Below are 18,225 nucleotides of genomic sequence, written 5' to 3'. Positions count from 1 at the left end.
CGAGATCACCAACATGTCCGGTGGACGGTTGAGTGAAAATGCTCTCGGGCCGGAGTGGTCCAGTTACCAGACTGTAAATCTGAGGCGAAAGCCCGACGGGACCGCAGTCCACGCCCGAGAGGCCATTGAAAGTTTGGAGGACGGGCCGACAGCCGGACGGTTATCGGTTAGAGCAGCTGACCCTTAATCAGCGTGTTGCGGGTTCAAGGCCCGCCTCCAGCCCGCGCTGGAGTAGCTCAATCCCCGTGAGGGGAGCCGGTCGGCGATGACACGTCCGTCCTCCATGAACAGTTTCTGCCCCGCCGGGCCGGAGGATCTTGGTTACCCGCTCCTGGGCCGGGAGTTCCTCCGGTCTCCACGGCAAAAGCCGTGGCCAACCAAGGCCAAGCGCACGCCCGGCGACCTTTTGATGAATTCCGGCCACCGGGCCGGAGGGTTTCGGTGATCGCTTTGTTAGCGGGAAAGGCCACGAGCCTCCACAGCTCCGAGACCGTGTAAGCCCGTCCATCGGGCCGGATGGGTTCTGGTTAACGCTGCAGAAGCCCGGAGAGACAGCCCCGGGCGCCAGGACCGTCGCATGCCCGGTGGCCCACAGATTGAGTTAAGGAGGTAGACGATGACGTACCGTAAGCTTTTCAGCTCTCGTCATGCAGTACCCCAGAACGCGGCCGCCCAGAGCGAGCCGCTGCCGGGGCAGGTTCCCAACAACGCCGGTGGCCATTGGTATGCCCTTGACGATTGGGCGCGGCTTGACCGCTTCCTGGTGCTGGGCTCCGAGGGTGGCACCTACTATGTCGGCGAGCGTCAACTCACCGCTGATAACGCCCATGCCGTTGCTCGCTGCCTGTCGGCCGACGGCCGACGGGTCGTCGCACGCGCCATCGAAATCAGCGAGGCCGGCCGGGCGCCGAAGAACGATCCGGCACTGTTCGTGCTGGCCATGGCCACAGCGGCGGCAGACGAGGCCACCCGGCGTGCCGCACTGGCCGCTCTTCCCCGGGTGGCCCGTACCGGCACCCACTTGCTGTCCTTTGCCGATATGGTCGAGGGCTTCCGTGGCTGGGGCCGGGGCTTGCGTCGAGCCGTTGCCGGCTGGTTCATCGGCCAGGACGCCGACCGCATCGCACTGCAGGCGGTGAAGTACATGAACCGGGGCGGCTGGTCCTTGCGCGACCTGCTGCGTCTGGCTCATCCGCTCACCGATGACGTGCGGATGAAGGCGCTATTTGATTGGATCGCCCACCCCGGTTCGGCCGACGCGGTGGCGGCTGCACGCACCGCCTTTCCGCTGGTGGAGGGCATGTTCGCCGCTCGTGAAGCTGATGGTCCGGCTGCAGTGGCCGCGGCGATCCGCGCCCACCGGCTGCCGCGCGAAGCTGTGCCGACCGAGAGGTTGAGTGCACCCGAGGTATGGGAGGCACTGCTAGAGTCCATGCCGGCCACGGCATTGATCCGCAACCTCGGCAAGCTTAGCCAAGTCGGCTTGCTGTCGATCGGCTCGGATGTCGCTGACCGGGTAGTCCGCCGCCTGTCGGATGGCGAAGCGCTGACTCGGGCCCGAGTCCACCCGGTGCAGATCCTGTTGGCGTTGAAGACCTACGCCCAGGGCCGCGGCGAGCGCGGCAAGCTTCAGTGGACCCCTGTGCCGGCGGTGGTTGATGCCCTTGATGAAGCCTTCTACCGGGCCTTTGCGACCGTGGCGCCCACGGGCAAGCGGCTGCTGGTGGGTGTCGACGTCTCGGGCTCGATGAATAGTCCCTGCATCGGCTCGGCTGTGCTTCATGCGTATGAAGCTGCGGCGGCCATGGCCATGACCTTCGTGCACAGCGAAAGGCATGTAGAGGTGGTCGGTTTCGATACCGAGATCCACACGGTGGCGCTGTCGGCACGCCAGCGGCTCGATGACGTGGTAAGGACGTTCAAGCAATGGAGCGGCGGCACCGACACCGCGTTGCCGATCCAGCATGCATTGAGGGCCCGCCGTGAATTTGACGCCATCGTCGTGCTCACCGACAACGAGACCTGGGCCGGCAAGCAGCATCCTGTGCAAGCGCTGCGACAGTATCGTGAAACGGTCAATCCTGCGGCCAAGGCCGTGGTACTGGCCACCGCCGCCAATACCGGTTCAGTGGTGCCCGACGGTGATCCGCTCTCGCTCGGCTGCGCCGGTTTCGACGCCGCCGTACCGCAGGTGGTGGCTGAGTTTGTCGGGAGGTAAGGATGGCTCGATCCAAGCGCCGAACACCGATCTTCGGCATCACCACAGCCGAAAGCGAACAATGGGACAAGCGGATCGCCAACCGGCGCTGGCGATCCGCAGTCCGCCGGGCGCTTAAGTTCGACGCGGATATCCTGCCCGAACGCCGCGAACACTCGGATCCCTGGATCATGGCAAAGGATGGAAAGCGATGGATGGCCGAATGGGCGCGTGAAGAGCCTTCAGCGATGAGAAAATAGTGGCGGTTACTCCAATTCGCTGAGGTACCCCTGAAGCCAGAGCATCCCTTGAACATCGGCGCCAGGCAGAGGGCGCTCATTACTGCCCCAATGTCCCTCTTCAACGTAGATCGTGACGTTGACGTCCTCCGACTCTCGCTCATGGATTCGCGACAGCGTTACGGAGAGGCGGGTGATTTGCCTGCCTGAAAGATCAAACGTCTGGACCTCTCTGACAGGACCTTGAAACTCATGGTCTCCCGGGGAAAGATCGTCGCGAGGAAACAGGATGGCCGCGCCCGCCATCTGAACCTCAATGGGGCTATCATCTCCCTCCCGCTCAGATCCAGCACGCATCGCCCTAATGGTTTCGATCTTCTCGATGAAAACAGGTTCAGGGTGAACCACCGTCGCCTGGTAAGCCACTGCGCCAAGAATGAAGTCCATCTCCTTTCCGACGGCGTACCTATCCTTGTTGGCATAGAAGCGCGTGTCGAAGAACGTCAAACTTGGGCCATCTCCCTCTGGAAAGCTGGCAGTAATCCAGCCTTCCAACCCGTTGGACCATGACTGGACGTTGTCGATTACCAGGCAATGTCTGGTGCCGTGTGCAGCCCAAGGAAAGGCAGAGGCAAACACGTTGCCGGGCTGACCGTCTTGGCCGGTCTCGCCGACAACGATAGAAAGAATTCTAAGCGGAGTGTCGGGCCAAGCAATCCCGACCGCCTCCCTCATGGCCAGAGGGCCTGACGACCACTTATCAATCACCCGCCCATTCGTGAGGGTTGGCCTTAACCATTCATCCTCAGCCTTGTCGAGGTCCTCAACGAGGCATTTCCAATGAGAGCCGTGGCCTTCGTAATCGCACATTTGTGCCTCTCTATACCTTGATCTGCCAGCCAACAGTTACATGTCGTCCGTGTCCGAATTGGACACATTTGCCTTTCGCTATTGGCACTCTTGCCGTCAAAGCGCCGGCCTCATCAACTACGTCCCAAAATCAGTTGGCGCGGGTAGCTTGGTGACCAAAATGGTCACCTTCTGAGGTCATTATTCAGTCTCCGGAGGCCAATCTCTCGGCAATCGAGTCCATCGGATCAAGCGAGCAAGGCAAGATCGAAAACCGCTCTCGCTGAATTTCCTGATCGTTTGGGTCTTTGAGGGGGAATGAGCGTGAACATGGCGGTCAGCGAGAATTTTTTGAGCTCTTACCGTGGCTCCGATGACGATTTCGGGCTTTATGGTCCGAACAGCGTTTGGAACCGGGCCGCACTCACCTCACAGCAGGGGGATCCATTCTGCTGTCTGGCTGAGTGGCAGATGTCTTATCACGATGTTTTTGAACCGAACCGAGCGATCTTCGCCCGAGAAAGTGCCGGGAATGCCCTTGCATTCGCCGTTATAAGGGTTGGTGGCACACCAAGGGGATTGGTTCCGTTGGATGACATGTGGCGCTTCGGCAACCCTTTGCTCGGGCCGAATGCGGTTGACCTATTTGCCGATACGCTCCCCGGATTGTTTGCCAAGTGGGGCGGCGACGCATCCTATATCCGTATTAGTGGGATTCGGCCGCACGGCCGGCTGCTTCGCGAGCTCAAGACTCGCTTTGGTAACTCCTATCGGTTCGCGCGTTATGAGCGTGATGTTCAATGCGGAGCCTCCTTACAGGGAGGAATCGACGGGTTCCTGTCTCGCCGCTCAGGAAACTTTCGTCGCAAACTGAAGAAAACCCTTCGAAATGCGGCTCAGGTCGGCATTCAAATAGAGCGCCACGTTCCTTCTGCCCCGTCGCAAGCTGAAGAAATTTACCAGCGCATGCTCTCTGTGGAACTGGCGAGTTGGAAAGGAAAAGGGCATTGCGGCATGGCGGATGGCCGCTGCCGACCCTACTATCTCCTCATGCTTCGGCGTTTATCTGTATCGGCCAGCGGACGGATCATGTTTGCAGTTCATGACGGCAAGGACATTGGGTTCATCTTTGGCGGTAAGGCCGGAAGCGTCTACCGCGGTCAGCAGTTCAGCTACGACGAAAATTGGCGTGATGCCTCGATTGGCAACGTTTTGCAATTTTCTCAATTGGAATGGCTCTGTGAGGAAGGCGCCAGCCGATATGACATGGGCCCCCTTTGCGGAAGGGGCATGGAGTACAAACAGCATTGGACGGAAAAGCGGTTTTGGATTGAGACTTGGTCGATGACCAAGGATTGAGGGGGCGTACTTGCTTATGGATAGAGTCTGGCCGAAAATTGGATGAGATCTTTTCCACTGGCGAGAAGGCGCCATAAGGCGGTCTTTGCCTGGGCAGGGGGGATGACATGCGAATGATAGGAGCGACTTTGGCAGCAATGCTTTGCTGTTCTGTTGCAGTTGAAGGCGCCGAGATCAGATCTTGTTTCACGCCAGGGGAAGATTGCACCGGCGTCATAGCGGCCGAAATTGCGGCCAGCCAGCACGAAGTTTTGGTTCAGGCTTATTCATTCACGAGCCCGGAAATCGTTCGAGCTCTGTTGGATGCTAAGAAGCGTGGGGCTGATGTCCGGGTGATCTTGGACAAATCGAACGCCTGCAGCGATAGCGGCAATTGCGAAAAGAAGGGCGCCATTGCAGCCGAGACTCTCGCTCTCGCCAAGGTTCCGGTGTTAGTCGATCGCCGGCATGCCATTGCCCACAACAAGGTGATGGTGCTGGACGGCAATCGGGTTATTACCGGTAGCTTCAATTTCACAAGGGCGGCTCAGGACAAGAACGCTGAGAACCTGCTGGTTATCGCTGACGGTGGGCTTGCCCGTCGCTACCGCGAGAACTGGCTCGCACACGCCCAGCATTCAGTGGTCCCCTGAGAAAAGACCTAAATGAAAATTGCGGCCGGCCAGGGTTTCTCCCGGCCGGCCGCTGCCATTGAAATCGGATATCGGCTATTTGCCGATTGGCGGTGCCTGCGCCAACAGGTTCCGGGTCTGCTCCGAATCCGCAGATCCGCCGAATTCAAAATCGAACGCCGTTCCGAACTTTCCGGCCAACAGCGTCACCACCGAAATGATGCACCCGCCCACAGCGGTGTTGCCGTCCACATGTCCGAACACCATGAAGCCGATTCCGCCGACGATGCCCAGACCGGCAGTGATCAGCAGAACATTGGAGCGGATGTTGCTCCTGCCGGCCTTGATGAACTCGGTATCCCGCGACCGTGCATCCTGGCGATCCGCCAGCGTTGCCGTGAGCGTCGTGATCGCCCCCGTGATCTGAGCCATGCGCTCGTCATGGGCAAACGATTGAGCTTGGTTCCGCAACTGGTACACCAAGTTGGGATCGGACAGCACCTCTCTCGCCTTTTCGGGATCTTCGGTGCCGGTGATGGACCTGACCGCGCCGGCCAACTTGCTGACCGCTTTCTCGGCATCATCGCCGAATAGTCCGGCAATGTCCGGAGCCACGTCGAGGGCCACTTTGGCGAGGCCGGCAATGGGGTTGGCGGCAATGGCAGCGGCATCGCCCAAGAGGTCGAAAAGATCCATGTTAAGCCTCCGTCAGGGTGATTCCCAAAGCCGCGCAGACCTGGGCATAGCGGTGTTTGCGGTCTTCGATGCCGATCAGACCACCATTGATGTGCCGCGTGATGGAGATGACGTCGCCTCGATCGGCAAAGGCATTGAGGTTGTTCCGGCGCCAGAACCACCCAGCCGACCGAGCGGCAAGACCCGGCTGTTCCAGCAGTTCCGGCTGGCCGATCAGATCGGCACCAAGGGCAAGGCAGGCTGCCGTGTAATTGGCTCGCCCGGTCAACTGGATCAGGCCTCGGCCCCGATAGCGCCAACCGTCGCCACTCGCCTCATCGCCATTGCCCATGCGGTTGCCGTAAACCCGAGATCCAATCCGTTCGGGCTGATGGGCGTAGACGACAGCCTGGTCGGCATCGAAGTGGCGGGGGAACACCCGCAACAGGGCCTCGGCGGAGTAATTCAGGTTCTCGACCCGGCAAGCGAGGTCATCGCTTTCATGGGCGATTTGAGCGAGGAATGCCGCCAGCCTGATAGGAGTTTCGATCCCCCACTCGGTACAGGCTTGGGCAAGAGGATCCAAAAAATGGTCGAGATCGACCGAGGACGCCCCCGGCATGGAGGCGCGAAGGATTTCGCGGGTCAGCATGGCTGCCAGTTCCTAATTGATGTGGACGCGGGAATCCTCTGCGACGGCGGAGATTTCCACCTGCTCGGCGCGGGGGCGGATGGCGAGGATACGAGCAGTCTGGGCCCAGGCATGGCCGGGGCCGAAGCTGAAATAGGTCCGCTCCTCCGAGCCGCCGACATAGGGGGTAACGGTTAGTGGGCCGCTGACGCGGACCATGGTGGCGTCTCCCGGCACAGCCTCAACCGGGAACGGCCCCGCCAGTCCACCATCACGGCGGCGAAGAGCGAGATAGTGGGTGGCTCCTTCAGTCCAGACCAAGGGCTCGGACAGCACCAACACATCGCCCTGGCAACAGATCACCTCGCCGCCTTGCCCCCAGCGGGGCATGTCGTGGGTGATGGCGACCAGATCGCCGTAGCTGGGAATCATGCCCTCCAATTCGGTGCGGAAGGTGATCAGACGGCGGCGATAGCGATTGTTGGCGGCGATGTAGAGACCTTCCCGTTGGGCATGGTCCTTGGCGGTGCAGCCGAACAGATTGACCTTGGCGGGATTGTCGCCGCTACTGTCGGCCAGCTTGGCGGTAACCTCATCGGGCTTCCAGGTGCGCGATGAGAAATATTCTACCGTCACCGCGTCGGCGGTGTCCTCGCCGGGCATGACGTATTTGATCTTGAATGAGCCCTTGACGATGTTGCGCGGCCCGAACATGGCGACCGGAATGGTTTGGGGCTGATCGCGGATGACGCGGATGATGCCGCCCTGCTGGATGGGGATGGCTCGGCCACAACGAGCGATACGTGAGAACGCCTCCCACACCGTCATGTTTGAATCGAAGACGGCATCAAAGCTGTCGCCGCGGTCCCCCCAGACTGCCTCCAACGTAGCCAAAGCCTTGAGGTCGATCCGGGTATCCGAAAGCTTCGCCCCATAGTCAGCTTTGCAGGCATCGGTGAAGGCCCAGGCGATGGATCGCGTAGGCTGCGGCTGGGACCAACCCGTTGCGGCGGACCAAATCGGCAGTTTGCGGGTAACGATGCAGTTGATGAGCCGGCTTGATCGCTGACTGAGATTGTCGGTCGCGCGCATCTTGACGGCCAGCAATGTCACGGCACCGAAATCCGGCCGGTCAGTCAGGATGGCTCGAAGAGCCCCCCAACGCACCTCATGTCCCGCTCGGGCATCGGTGTCCTTATTGTCTAGGCGTCTGGACCGGACCTCGTAACGGCCAGCGGCGACTGCATAGCGGTATGAAATCCGGATGGCGGTGTTGCTGGCCGCGCTATAGGTTTCCGATGCCAGCACCGACCAGCCGCCGATGGCGATGCCGTCGCTGTCGATGGGGCGGGTCTCGATTTGCCACTGGGCCGTGCGCGTGGTCAGTGTCCCGCTGTCGTTGGCGTAGTAAAGCCCTCTGGGAAAAATGATATCGACGGCCAGCGCGTTGGCCGTGGTGTCCACCGGGTTGGCGGCAAAGGGGCCGATGTAGCCGTCATCACCGGCTTGCACCAGGTTGGGCGCCACCAGTTCCTGGCCAGCCACTTCAGGCGCGGAAACCACTTCAGTGGGAAACAGGGAGACAGAGCGCCCCGGAGGCACGATCTCTGTCTGCACCTCCTCGAATGATGAGATCGGCGTGTCCTCGATGCGGACCTGCTCTATGGCGTATTCGCCCTGGCCGATGACATGAAGCTGGTAGAGGAATTGCTCGCCGTTGACGTAATCCTGATAAGGCTCAGCAGCCAGGTCCGGATAGATCATATGGCGGCCATAAATCACCGGGATCGGTTGGCCCAGGCGGGCTTGGTTGCCTTGGGCTTGCAAGCTGTAGGTCGGGCTGGGAGCCGGGGTGCTGCCACTGCCGCCCCAATTGAGGGACGGCATCGAAGGCTTGGGAGCCGGGATCACGGTATTGACCAGTACCGAACCGACCATGGCGATGGCGGCGGTGGCCATGGCGGCGGCGGTCCCGGCCTCGGCAAATCTCATGGCCACGGCTGCCACCGGTCCCAGGTAGATGGAGGCCACCAGAACGGCAATGGTCAGGATGGTGCTGAGCGGATTTTTGCCACCACCACCGCCGCCGCCGCCCCCCAAGGGGCAGCGGATGATGGAGATGATCTCGTCGTCACCAATCACCCGGACAGCGAATGTTTCTGCAGCAACCACCTGTCCGCCGATCCGGATCTCCGGGCCGTCTGCCCAGCGGTCGGCATCAATCCCGCAATCCAGCAGCAATTCTCCAACCGTCACCCCAGCATCAATGGCGTGGACGCTGCGGCTGGCCACCGGTTCAAACGGATTGGTGATGACGACGACGGACGCGGTCATGCGTCACCGATGAACCGGTAATGGCCTTCGATGGCCCAGCCATTGAGACGGAGAGCATCGGGGCGCTGGAACACCACCCCGGAATCCTGGCAGCAATGGAGGACACCGCCGGCATCCACGTCGAGCCAGACACCAACATGTATGGGGTGGCGCGATTGGCGCAGCAGGACGCAGTCACCCTCCAATGGATCGGGGACCTTGACCCAGCGTTGCCGCTCAGGGTGGTCACGGAAGGTCCGCCCCATCACCAGGATGTCTTCAGGGTTGCCGATTTCGGGCAATTCCCTGCCAAACTGGTTCCGTTGAACGGTGCGGACGAATTCCCAGCAATTGAACGTGTCTGGTCCGCTGCCGTGGACGGACCACGGCAGGCCAATGAGGGCTGATGCCCAGTGCATGGCAAGTCTCCTATCTGGCCAAGCCAGGAACCGCTTGGCGGTATAGGTGATGGAGGGAAAGGCTTTGTTGCCGACATCCAGCATGCGGGCGCGGCCGGTGACCCTGAGCGTGTCGGCCTCCACCTCAGACAAGGTCAGGGTGATGGGTGGGTCCATGTGCGGCCCGTCCAGATCGGTCGAGAGATAGGGCCGGTAAATGATGTCGATCTTGTCCTGGCTGATGGCAGCAGCCTCCAGGGCATCGACGATTTCCTGGCCAACATTGTCCAGGGTGACGGTGATTTCCGGCACCGGCGCGGTATCGACCGGAGGCAGGTCGAGATCGAAGGCCAAAGCGATGAAGGTGACCTTCTGGCCACCTCCTCGCGGCGCCCCCATTTCTAACCGAGCGAGGAGGTCTGCATGGTCCCGCACCACCCTGATCGGTTCGGTAAAGGTTGGATGCCAGATTTCCAGGGTGTGCAGGATCACCGTGTCGGCCGGTGCAGCGGCATAGGCCTCCCGCAAGGCCTGGGATAGAGCAGGGTCAGGCATCGCGGTCATCCCCGCACCGGGGTGCCGGGAAAGGGCAGAATGTCCGTGCCTCGAGCAGTTTGCGCATTTCGTGAACGACCTCGGAAAGCCCTTCCACGGCAGAACGCAAGGCTTCCGTCTGGCGCGCCTGCTCCTCGACCACATGGGCGAAGGCATTTACTGGAACCCCAGAATCCAGGGATTCCGGTTGTTGGCGATTATGCGCCCAGGCCCATGCGATAATGGCGACCACAAAAACAGAAGCCGCGATGGCGGTCATCTGCACCATGGGAGCCGCCTGTCCCCAGGCCCCGACGTACTGGGTGGCTACGCCGGCCCACACGTCGGGTGACTGTTCCAGCGCCATGGCCACTTACTCCAAGACGATGCCGACTTTGGCCGCTTCTGAGGTCAGTTCGGCAGTGCCCTTCCAGCGGAAGAAATACGGAGCCGTGGCCAGCACATGGCGGAGTTCCGCAATGTCCGCGACCGGTGCAAAGCCAATCTCCGCCGGCTGTTCCGGAATCTCCTCGTCATCAGGAATGGCGAAATAGTGCTTTCCGCTGCACTGCCCAAGGGATTCGTATTGCGCCGCCGGTTCCCAGTTGAGTCCGTTGGCGGGGGTGTAGGCATAGACTTTCATGGTGATTTCCTCCGATCAGAACCGCACGCGCAGGGGGGCGTTGGAACTCTGGTTCTCCGGCAGGCCGAGCGAGAAGGTGTTGCTCGGTCCCCAGGAGAACACGGTGCCGTCCATGGCCAGTGCCATGGCCTGGGGTTCGCCGTCGTTGCCCTGATGGAAGCCGGACACCGCGATGCGGCGGATCTTGCCGTGGTAGCGATTGGGGAAGCCCACCATGCGGAATGACATCTGCGGGTTGGGAATATTGGGGCCGGCGATGAAACTGGTGCCGTAGCCCACGGTCATGACGTAGCCATTGTTGCGGGCAATGCGATCGGCAGCCGTGGCATGACGCAGCAGGACGATATTGTCGTAGATGTAGGTGGCGTTGATCCCGGTGGTGGGCGAAATCACCTGAGACACATGGGTGACATTGGGCACCAAGGTGGGAGCAACGCGATTGGCGGTGTCGCCCAGACCCAGCTTTCCGTTGGTGTTGGCGCCCCAGGACCAGAACGAGCCGTCCTTGGTCATGGCAAAGGACGACCCGAACATGCCGCACACGGCCCAGATATCAATCACCTTGGTGGCGTCGGTCAGGCCCAGCATGGTGACCAGGATCGGCGTTGCCCGGTTGGTCGAGGAATTGTCCCCCAACTGGCCATAGCCGTTGTAGCCCATGCCGTAGAGCTTGCCGTCGGCGCGCAGCACCAGGGTCCAACCGTACCCGGAGAAGGAACCGCCCATGGCCACCTTGACCACCGGACCGCCCACATCGACAAGAACTGGGATCGTCTTGTTGGAGGTGGTGCCGTCGCCGATCTGGCCCGAGCCGTTGTAGCCGCAGAGGTAGAGCTTGTTGTCGGTGGTGATGAAGGCGACATGGCCGTAGGATCCGCCACCAGCGATGACCGCGCGGACATTGCGATTGAACATGCCGATCTTGGTCGGGACCGCTCGGTTGTTGGTGTCGCCCAATCCCAGCTGCCCGTAGCCGTTATAGCCCCAGGCGTAAACGTCGCCATTGTCCATCAGGGCGTAGATGGCCTCGGCGTCACCAGGGCCACCGGGGGTGTGGCTGCAGGCGAGATAGCGGACATTGCCGGCACCGGCAGGGAACGCAATCTTCTGGAAGAAGGCTTTGGACGAGGTGGTGCCGTCACCTTGTTGGCCGTGGGCGCCATAGCCCGAGCAATAGACGGAGCCATCGTCGGTAACGAGACCGGTCCACCCGTAGGTGCAGAGTACCTGCTTGATCTTGCCGGGTGTGGTCTCGGTAACCAGGTGGCCTTCCGTGTTGGTGCGGTACAGACCCGGCAGAACGGTCGGCCAAGGATTGCCCGTGGGATCGCCGTTGCGACCGCTATTGGCGTTACCCGCAATGAACACCGTACCTTCGGTGAAGATGCCGGCGTAACCCCGATAGGCTGAAGTCATTCCCGCGGCGAAATCAGCGTCGTAGATGCCCTGACCAACATGGTTGGGGAAATTGATGGCATCGGTGATCAGGCCAGCCAGCGCGGTGGGGCCAGATCCGACCACCGCGTCACTGTCATCACGGGCGATATAGTCGTTCATCAGGTATTTGACGCGGGAGCTGGGGCGCCCGTCTGACCAGCGCCAAAGCGGATCAAGGCCGTCGTCCGTGACCGACAGGATCTGGCGGGGTTGACCAACGGGAACGCGAACATTGCCCGATGCGCCGCGGACAAAGAGGTCGCCACGGGTGGTCAGAGGGGAGGTTGCCGCCGCCGCAAGGCCCTGCAGATCGATCACGAAATCGACGATGCCGCCATCGCAGAACAACCAACCGCGCTTGGTCGGAGCGATTTCGGCATAGGTAGTTTGGCTCGGGGTCTTGATCCGCACCGGCACCGACAACTCATTATCGATCACCGCAGCCCAGCCACGGGCCGGCGTGACGACATTGACGAAAGGCACCGTGTACGAGCCTTGGTCGGGGCGCAGCACCAGGATGTCGCGGGCAACCTGATCTTCAGCCAGGGTGACGGTGGCCGTTCCTGGAGAGGTCACGATGACGATTTCAGCCGGTCGGGCGGATTCGTCGATCAGCCCCAGCAGAGCGTCAGCGCCCACCATGGCTTCGACCGACTTGGCGAGATAGACGAGGTCACGGGCTGAAGCCCCGTCCTCACCGGAAGCGGCGGCCAGGGTCAGGCCACGGCCTTTGATCGTTTCGATCAGACTGCGGAGGGATGCAATAGACAAGGCGCTCTCCTTTTGTGCGCGTGGAAACCCCTGGCTCCCAGGCTGTTGCCCTGGGCCAGCGGATCAGAACTGGTTTTGGAAGAAGGGGCAGGCCGCGGCCTGCGGTTACATGACGTCGATGCCCAAAAGAGCCATATCTTCCAGCAACTCACCGGCATCAGTGGGCTTGCGTCGGCACACAGGGGCGGGAAGCAATGCGTCGAGCGGCGAGAATGGTTCCCATGCCGCGCCATCCCAGCGGTATAGCCCTTCGGGCGCCTCGACCTTTACCCAGAGATTGAGAGGCCTGTTGGCCAAGGGAATGGCATCACGAGCGGCAATATCGGGAACCGTCACCATGGCATCTAGGGCACGGCGTTGAGCCTCCACATCGGCCAATGGATCGGCGAAGAACTGGTCGATGCGTTCCTGAAGCGTGGGCATTAATGTCACCCCTGGAGGATGGTGGTGAAGCGGAGCAGGTCGTCGCGTGCTGCCAGAATCCGGCGATGCTCGGTGTCGAGTGCGGCGCGAGCGATCCGTTCGATGGGTATGGCAAAGCGAGCGACGTGGGTGACGGCGGCATTGATCATGCCGGTGGTCGTGGCCGCCAATGTCTGGACCTCGGTCTCGAATCCCGCTGCCGCTGCCGCAATCCGATCCTCGACGGATGCCCCTGCCGCGCTGAGCGCCGCCTTTCCGTCATCGGCTGCAGTTTTGATCTCGGCTGCCAGGTTACGCAGTCCGGTGTCGGCTTGGATCACCAGGGTGTTTACCTCGGTCAGGTGCGCCTGGGCGGAAGTGGCAGCTTGCTGAGCCGCAGTAACTTGATCCGCGGCAATGCCAGCGTGGTGCGCGGCTAAGTCGGCACTGGCCAAGGCGGCAGCCTCGGACCGTCCGGCCTCGTCGGCAAATGCTGTAAACAAGATCAGAGTGTGGCGTGTGTCGGCCAGCCGCCTGGCATCCGCGCCCAAAGCACGGCGAGCCAAGGCGTCAATGGGCAATGCAAAGCGGGCGGCATGCGCGCTGGCCTCCGTCGCGGCTCCTTCCGCTTCGGCGACAGCGGCAGATACTCGATCGGTTGTCTCACTCGACAGCGACAGAACGTCAGCCGCAAAGGCGGTTGCCGTCGCGGTGATGCGTCCTTCAACTGATGTGGCGGTGGATGCAAGGGAGGCTTTGGCGTCGGTGACCTCACCCTGAAAATCTGCCACCATTGCACTCACGGCTGTATCGGCCTGACGGAGCGCATCTTCAACTTCGATCCGCGCAGCTTCCGCCGCCTCATTGACCGCGGCAACCTGTAGGGCCGCGGTGCTGGCATGCTGGGCCGCCTCATCTGCGCTGGCCTTGGCTGCAGCCTCGGATCGTCCTGCCTCGTCGGCAAAGCAGGAAAACAGGTTCAGTGTGTCTCGCGTGCTGGCCAGGCGCTTTTCGTCTGCCACCAACGCCCGGCGGGCGACATCCTCAATGGGAAGCGAGAAGCGACGGCAATGGGCCCGGGCCTCGGCAGCCGCAGCTTCAGCCTGTACGACCGCCGCGCTGGCCTCATCAACGCGGGACTGTGCTTCAGCCTCGGCGTAGGCCAGCAAGCCGCCAATATCGGCTTCGGCTGCTGATGCGACGGTGCGAATTTCAGCCTCAGCCTGATTAACCATGGCATTGGCTTTGCCGAGTGCCGCCGTAACCTCTTCGGCCTTAACGCTGGCGACGGCGGCAAATCCCTCCGCCGCAGTCCCTGCTTCTTTCGCCGAGGAGAGAACCGTGCTCAGGTCCCCAATTTCTCGTTGAAGGGTCTCCTTCGCATCGGCCACGGCGCGGGCTACCGTCTTAACTGTTCCTCCCTCGGTGATCACCTGGCTATCGGTGCCGTTGGCAGGGCCATGCACCAACTTGTGCAGCAAGGAACTGTCCACCGTTACTTTTGCAACGGCGGCTGCCAGATCAGTTTGCAGGGTCATGGGGGATCACCAGCGAATGCGGTCGGTCAAATCGACATGCAAGGTGGAATGCAGGGCGGCGATATCGATGAACAGTGTCGGCACGTCCTCAACGAGCAGGATCTCCAAGGCTCCGTCGTCCAGCATGGGACGCTCCCGGATCTCCAGCACCGACGTGACGAGCCAGACGCCGCCTCGGTTCGGGACAGCCTTGTAAGGGACGCCACCTTGGCCGAGAAAACGGGCCTCGTGGGTGGCGAGGCCGATTCCGCCAAGCAGGGCAATGCTGAACCAGTTGGCGCCATTGCCCACCTTGAGCTTGAACCAGGCCTCGAAGGTGGCGAAGTCCACGTCCCTGAACCGCCAACGCACGGGCATGCGGGTCGGCACCTGGGTGAACCGCCTCCTTTGCCGAGCCGGGCCAGCTTCCATTTCGGTGCGCAGGCAGGAATCCTGCTGTTCCAGCGATGTGCCCTCGAAGGTGGGCAGCGGCAGTCGGCTGGGCCAGGAAATGGTGGTGGTCATCGATAAGCACCGGCAGCCGGGTTGAGCCCATAACGATGCTCCAGCATCGGGGCCATTCCCTCACCCCGGCCGATGCGACGGGTCATGCGCCCTTCCAATTCCTCAACGATCACGTCCAAGTGAATGCGGCCATCGGGCCCTTGGGATTGCTCGGCCCTGGCCTGAGTGCCCGATGCGTTGTTGTTGACGTTGACCACCACGCCGACAGTCGGCGGAGACATGGCGGCATTCAGGATGCGATCGGCATTGTCCATCTGCTTGGGCGTGAACACCCCTTCGCCCACCTTGGCGACGATGGGCCGTTCGCCGCCAACCAGGCCACCACCATGGAATCGGGGGGCATGGGCGAACACCGACGGGTCGAAGGGTCGGGTTTGCAGACGATCGAAGCCGATCAGGCCACCGGAATGGGCGATGGCGAAATTTCCGGTGTCCGGAACTGGGACGGATCCACCGGTACTGCCGCCGCTTTTCGAGAATAGGCCTCCAAGGCCACTCAGCAATCCGCCAAACAGCCCGCTCCCGGCTCCGGCGGCACCAAACAACGGCGCCACGATGGCCATGCGATAGGCCGCCCGCACCGCCTCCTCGGCGATGGTGTTGAACAGGTCCGTGGCCGACAGCTTGCCGGTGGTGGCCCATTTGACGAAGGCATCTTCGGTGGACTTCAGCGCCCGTGTCAGGCCTTGTTCCATGGCGGTGGCCGAGTCCTCGATGGAACGGCGATAGCTGATCAGCGCTCGTTCTGCTCCAGACACCCAGTCCTTTTCCGCCGACAAGCGACGCAGTACGGCGTCCTCGGTGGCGCGAGAATATTGCTGCTCGGTGACCAGTGCCCCTTCCTTGGATTGGCGCAGGCGCTCGATGGCGTCGATTTCCTCCTGATAGGTCAGGGCCGGATTGAGCGACTTGGCCTTGGCCAGCAGATCCTGGCGCTGGCGCTCGGCATCAAGTGCCTGGAGCCGCGTGCGCAAAGCCGCCTCGTTGAGGCCCTCGTCCTCATGCCGGCGAGCCGCCTCGTTGGCGATGCCTTCCTGGCGGGCCGCTTCGGCTCCCCGCATCCGGGCATCGGCCAGACGTCGTTCGGCCTCGATCTGGCGATCAAGGTCATGGGCGGTGGTGGCCTCACGGTTGCGGCGCTCGGCTTCGGCCTTGGCATCGAAGGCATTTCCCAATGCCGTGCGATCGGCGAAGGGGTTCTTGCGCACCTCGGTATCGACGAACGCCTGTCGCTGGGCGGCCAGTTTGGCGTCATACCCTTTGCCGATGGCGGCGGTGAGAAGATCGGTGGCCGCCACCTCTCGCAGCATGTTGGCGATCGTGTCGCGGGTGGCCGCTGCCAGCTTGAGTTTTGCTTCGCCCAGGCGGAGCGCCATCAGTTCGGCCGCCCCTTGGGCACCGAGGTTCAGTCTGATCGCCTCATCCTCGGCGCGGATCGTCACCAGGGCCAATTCGCGCTGGGCTTGGGGCAACCGCATGGCGGCAGCGGTCTTGGTGTATTCCGCCTGGAGATCGACCAGCTTCTTGCGATCACGTTCCAGCGCATCATTGGCTTCAGTTTCGGATGATACCACCGGCGCCGGGGGCGGCGGCATTGGAGCCGACAGGCTCTTACCATCCCTGCCAATGCTGACACCGGTGCGGCGTTCCTCTTCGATACGGGCCAGTTCAGCCTTGGCCTCGGCCAGTTGGCGATCGACATTGCCGCGGGCAAAATCGGTGGCGACGGCTTTGCGCAAGCTTTCCAGATCGGCGATCTTGCTTTTCAGGCTGGTGATCTGGGCGTCCTGATTGCCCAGCAGTGCCGCCGCCTCGGTGACCAGGGAAGTGAGCGCGTTGCGGGCGCCCTCCACCACACTGGTATGGGACAGGGTTTCGAGCAGATGCTCCCAGGCCAGCCCCAGATCATGGGCGGCCTTGGCCGTACTTCCCATGCCGTCCTCAGCCAGCCCCTTGAAGCGGGCATTGGCCTTGTCGAGGAACAAGGTGACGGCCTCGACCTTCTGGCCATGCTCGAACAGGGTACGGATATTGGTGAGTTCGGAGGCGGTGAGCAGGTTCCACTGCTCATCGAACCGCTTTACCCCCTCATAGCCCTTGGTCACCGCCTCGGCCAGTTGCTCGGCGCCCTTGGCCATGTCCTGGCCGGAAGCCGCGGCGAAATCTCCGGCTAGTCCGGCGACACGGCGGAAGGTGTCGCCACTCAGCTGATTGTTCTTAAGAAGCGCTTGGACCATGGCGACGGCGTCGTCATGGCCGAACGGCCCCTTCTGGTACGAGGTGCTGATCACCGACTTCAGATCGGCCACCGACAGGCGAGCCGAATCACCCATGGCCCGGAGCGCCACCGACAGACGGCGGGCTTCGTCTTCCATCTTCATCAGATGGGCAAGGCCAAGCGCCACCGGTGCCGCCATGGCGGCAATTGCAGCACCCCAGCCGATGATGGCAAGGCTGCCGGCTCCGAACACCGAGGTCAGCCGCATGCCTTCCATGGCGAAGGTGCGGATCGGGCTTTGCCCGGCCATCAGCATCTCGGCTGAAGCGCGCACCGAATGACTGACCGCCTGGATCTGCCAGGTGGCCATGCCATGGGCATTGCCCATGGTGGTGACCGCGCCGCTGGCTTCAGCGCAACGATCCTTCAGCAGCTTCAGGAAGCGACCATGCTCATCGCCGCTGATGGTTCCCCGCTTCAGGGCCTCGGCGAGCATGTCTTGGCCGCGCGCCATGTCGGCCTGAGCCCGAATGGCCGGATCGAGGCTCTCCTTGAGCCTGCGGATGGTGGCTTCAAACTTGGCCGACGAAGTGCCGGCCCGATCAGAGGCGGCCTCGATCAACTTCAGAGCACTCTGGCCGCGATCGCCCAATTCCACCAAGGCGGCTTTCACCGCCTCGGCATTGGTCAGGCTCAATCGGATCGCAAGGTCACGGGTCGCCATGATCGGTCTCGCCCTGGTGAAGTGATGCCAGACCTTCAACCATGCCGGCCTCGGCATGGGGCAAGAGTTCGGCCATGGCGCGAGGGCAATAGCCCAGGCCGGTCCCCATGGTCAGACTGGCGGTGAGATCGATACCGATGATGGTGGCGCCGTTCATACGAAGTTGGCCGGTGGAACGTTCC

17 protein-coding genes and 1 tRNA gene are annotated in these 18,225 nt (G+C 62.0%); 5 read left to right on the top strand and 13 right to left on the bottom strand.

Annotated features, from left to right (window positions below; genetic code table 11):
* Positions 1-154: 154 nt before the first annotated feature.
* The 3 genes from XM1_RS00360 (at position 155) to XM1_RS23765 (ending at position 2,457) form a co-directional block, all read left to right on the top strand.
* Positions 155-219: transfer RNA gene (locus tag XM1_RS00360), tRNA-Lys, on the top strand.
* A 397-nt stretch (positions 220-616) separates the two neighbouring features.
* Complete coding sequence (locus tag XM1_RS00355; RefSeq protein WP_068428034.1) at positions 617-2,218, top strand: TROVE domain-containing protein; 1,602 nt, start codon at positions 617-619, stop codon at positions 2,216-2,218.
* Between the two features lie 2 nt (positions 2,219-2,220).
* Positions 2,221-2,457: a hypothetical protein gene (locus XM1_RS23765; RefSeq protein ID WP_156428593.1), complete on the top strand. Its 237-nt coding sequence runs from the start codon at positions 2,221-2,223 to the stop codon at positions 2,455-2,457.
* 6 nt (positions 2,458-2,463) lie between these two features.
* Here the strand turns inward: XM1_RS23765 and XM1_RS00350 are convergent, their stop codons facing one another.
* The gene (locus tag XM1_RS00350; RefSeq protein ID WP_068428032.1) at positions 2,464-3,306 is read right to left on the bottom strand and encodes a hypothetical protein; all 843 of its coding nucleotides are present in this window, start codon (positions 3,304-3,306) and stop codon (positions 2,464-2,466) included.
* Positions 3,307-3,603: 297 nt separating this feature from the next.
* Between XM1_RS00350 and XM1_RS22935 the strand changes: the two genes are divergently transcribed.
* Together XM1_RS22935 and XM1_RS00340 are read left to right on the top strand one after the other, a co-directional pair.
* Positions 3,604-4,644, top strand: a complete 1,041-nt coding sequence (locus XM1_RS22935) for a GNAT family N-acetyltransferase (protein WP_082700304.1) — start codon at positions 3,604-3,606, stop codon at positions 4,642-4,644.
* A 107-nt stretch (positions 4,645-4,751) separates the two neighbouring features.
* Positions 4,752-5,276: a phospholipase D family protein gene (locus XM1_RS00340; RefSeq protein ID WP_068428027.1), complete on the top strand. Its 525-nt coding sequence runs from the start codon at positions 4,752-4,754 to the stop codon at positions 5,274-5,276.
* Between the two features lie 75 nt (positions 5,277-5,351).
* Here the strand turns inward: XM1_RS00340 and XM1_RS00335 are convergent, their stop codons facing one another.
* The 12 genes from XM1_RS00335 to XM1_RS22930 form a co-directional block, all read right to left on the bottom strand.
* Complete coding sequence (locus XM1_RS00335) at positions 5,352-5,951, bottom strand: hypothetical protein (RefSeq protein WP_068428024.1); 600 nt, start codon at positions 5,949-5,951, stop codon at positions 5,352-5,354.
* 1 nt (position 5,952) lies between these two features.
* A complete protein-coding gene (locus XM1_RS00330; protein ID WP_068428021.1) occupies positions 5,953-6,582 on the bottom strand; it encodes a glycoside hydrolase family 19 protein in 630 nt (209 codons plus the stop codon).
* Positions 6,583-6,594: 12 nt separating this feature from the next.
* Positions 6,595-8,895: a host specificity factor TipJ family phage tail protein gene (locus XM1_RS00325; RefSeq protein ID WP_068428017.1), complete on the bottom strand. Its 2,301-nt coding sequence runs from the start codon at positions 8,893-8,895 to the stop codon at positions 6,595-6,597.
* Positions 8,892-9,827 (bottom strand): DUF1833 family protein, encoded by a 936-nt coding sequence (locus tag XM1_RS24755; RefSeq protein WP_231920634.1) that lies wholly within the window; start codon positions 9,825-9,827, stop codon positions 8,892-8,894. Before XM1_RS24755 ends, XM1_RS00325 begins: the two co-directional genes overlap by 4 nt.
* Positions 9,820-10,173, bottom strand: coding sequence for a hypothetical protein (locus XM1_RS00310; RefSeq protein WP_068428014.1), 354 nt, complete (start codon positions 10,171-10,173; stop codon positions 9,820-9,822). The genes XM1_RS24755 and XM1_RS00310 overlap by 8 nt, the downstream gene beginning before the upstream one ends.
* Before the next feature lie 6 nt (positions 10,174-10,179).
* Entirely contained in the window at positions 10,180-10,449 is a 270-nt protein-coding gene (locus XM1_RS00305) for a hypothetical protein (protein ID WP_068428011.1), read from the bottom strand.
* Positions 10,450-10,464: 15 nt separating this feature from the next.
* Positions 10,465-12,657: a hypothetical protein gene (locus XM1_RS00300; RefSeq protein ID WP_068428009.1), complete on the bottom strand. Its 2,193-nt coding sequence runs from the start codon at positions 12,655-12,657 to the stop codon at positions 10,465-10,467.
* Between the two features lie 105 nt (positions 12,658-12,762).
* Positions 12,763-13,080, bottom strand: coding sequence for a hypothetical protein (locus tag XM1_RS00295; RefSeq protein ID WP_068428006.1), 318 nt, complete (start codon positions 13,078-13,080; stop codon positions 12,763-12,765).
* A gap of 5 nt (positions 13,081-13,085) precedes the next feature.
* Positions 13,086-14,597 carry a hypothetical protein gene (locus tag XM1_RS00290; RefSeq protein WP_068428003.1) on the bottom strand — a complete coding sequence of 504 codons (1,512 nt, stop codon included), beginning with the start codon at positions 14,595-14,597 and terminating at the stop codon, positions 13,086-13,088.
* 6 nt (positions 14,598-14,603) lie between these two features.
* Positions 14,604-15,101 (bottom strand): hypothetical protein, encoded by a 498-nt coding sequence (locus XM1_RS00285; RefSeq protein WP_068428000.1) that lies wholly within the window; start codon positions 15,099-15,101, stop codon positions 14,604-14,606.
* Entirely contained in the window at positions 15,098-18,043 is a 2,946-nt protein-coding gene (locus XM1_RS00280; RefSeq protein ID WP_172821873.1) for a phage tail tape measure C-terminal domain-containing protein, read from the bottom strand. The genes XM1_RS00285 and XM1_RS00280 overlap by 4 nt, the downstream gene beginning before the upstream one ends.
* A complete protein-coding gene (locus tag XM1_RS22930; protein ID WP_231920633.1) occupies positions 18,030-18,200 on the bottom strand; it encodes a hypothetical protein in 171 nt (56 codons plus the stop codon). Before XM1_RS22930 ends, XM1_RS00280 begins: the two co-directional genes overlap by 14 nt.
* Between the last annotated feature and the right edge of the window lie 25 nt (positions 18,201-18,225).

This window comes from Magnetospirillum sp. XM-1 (genome assembly GCF_001511835.1).
In the GTDB taxonomy this organism is placed as follows: domain Bacteria; phylum Pseudomonadota; class Alphaproteobacteria; order Rhodospirillales; family Magnetospirillaceae; genus Phaeospirillum.
The sequence above is the reverse complement of the archived record's forward strand: the minus strand, read 5'-3'. Positions and strand labels throughout refer to the sequence as shown.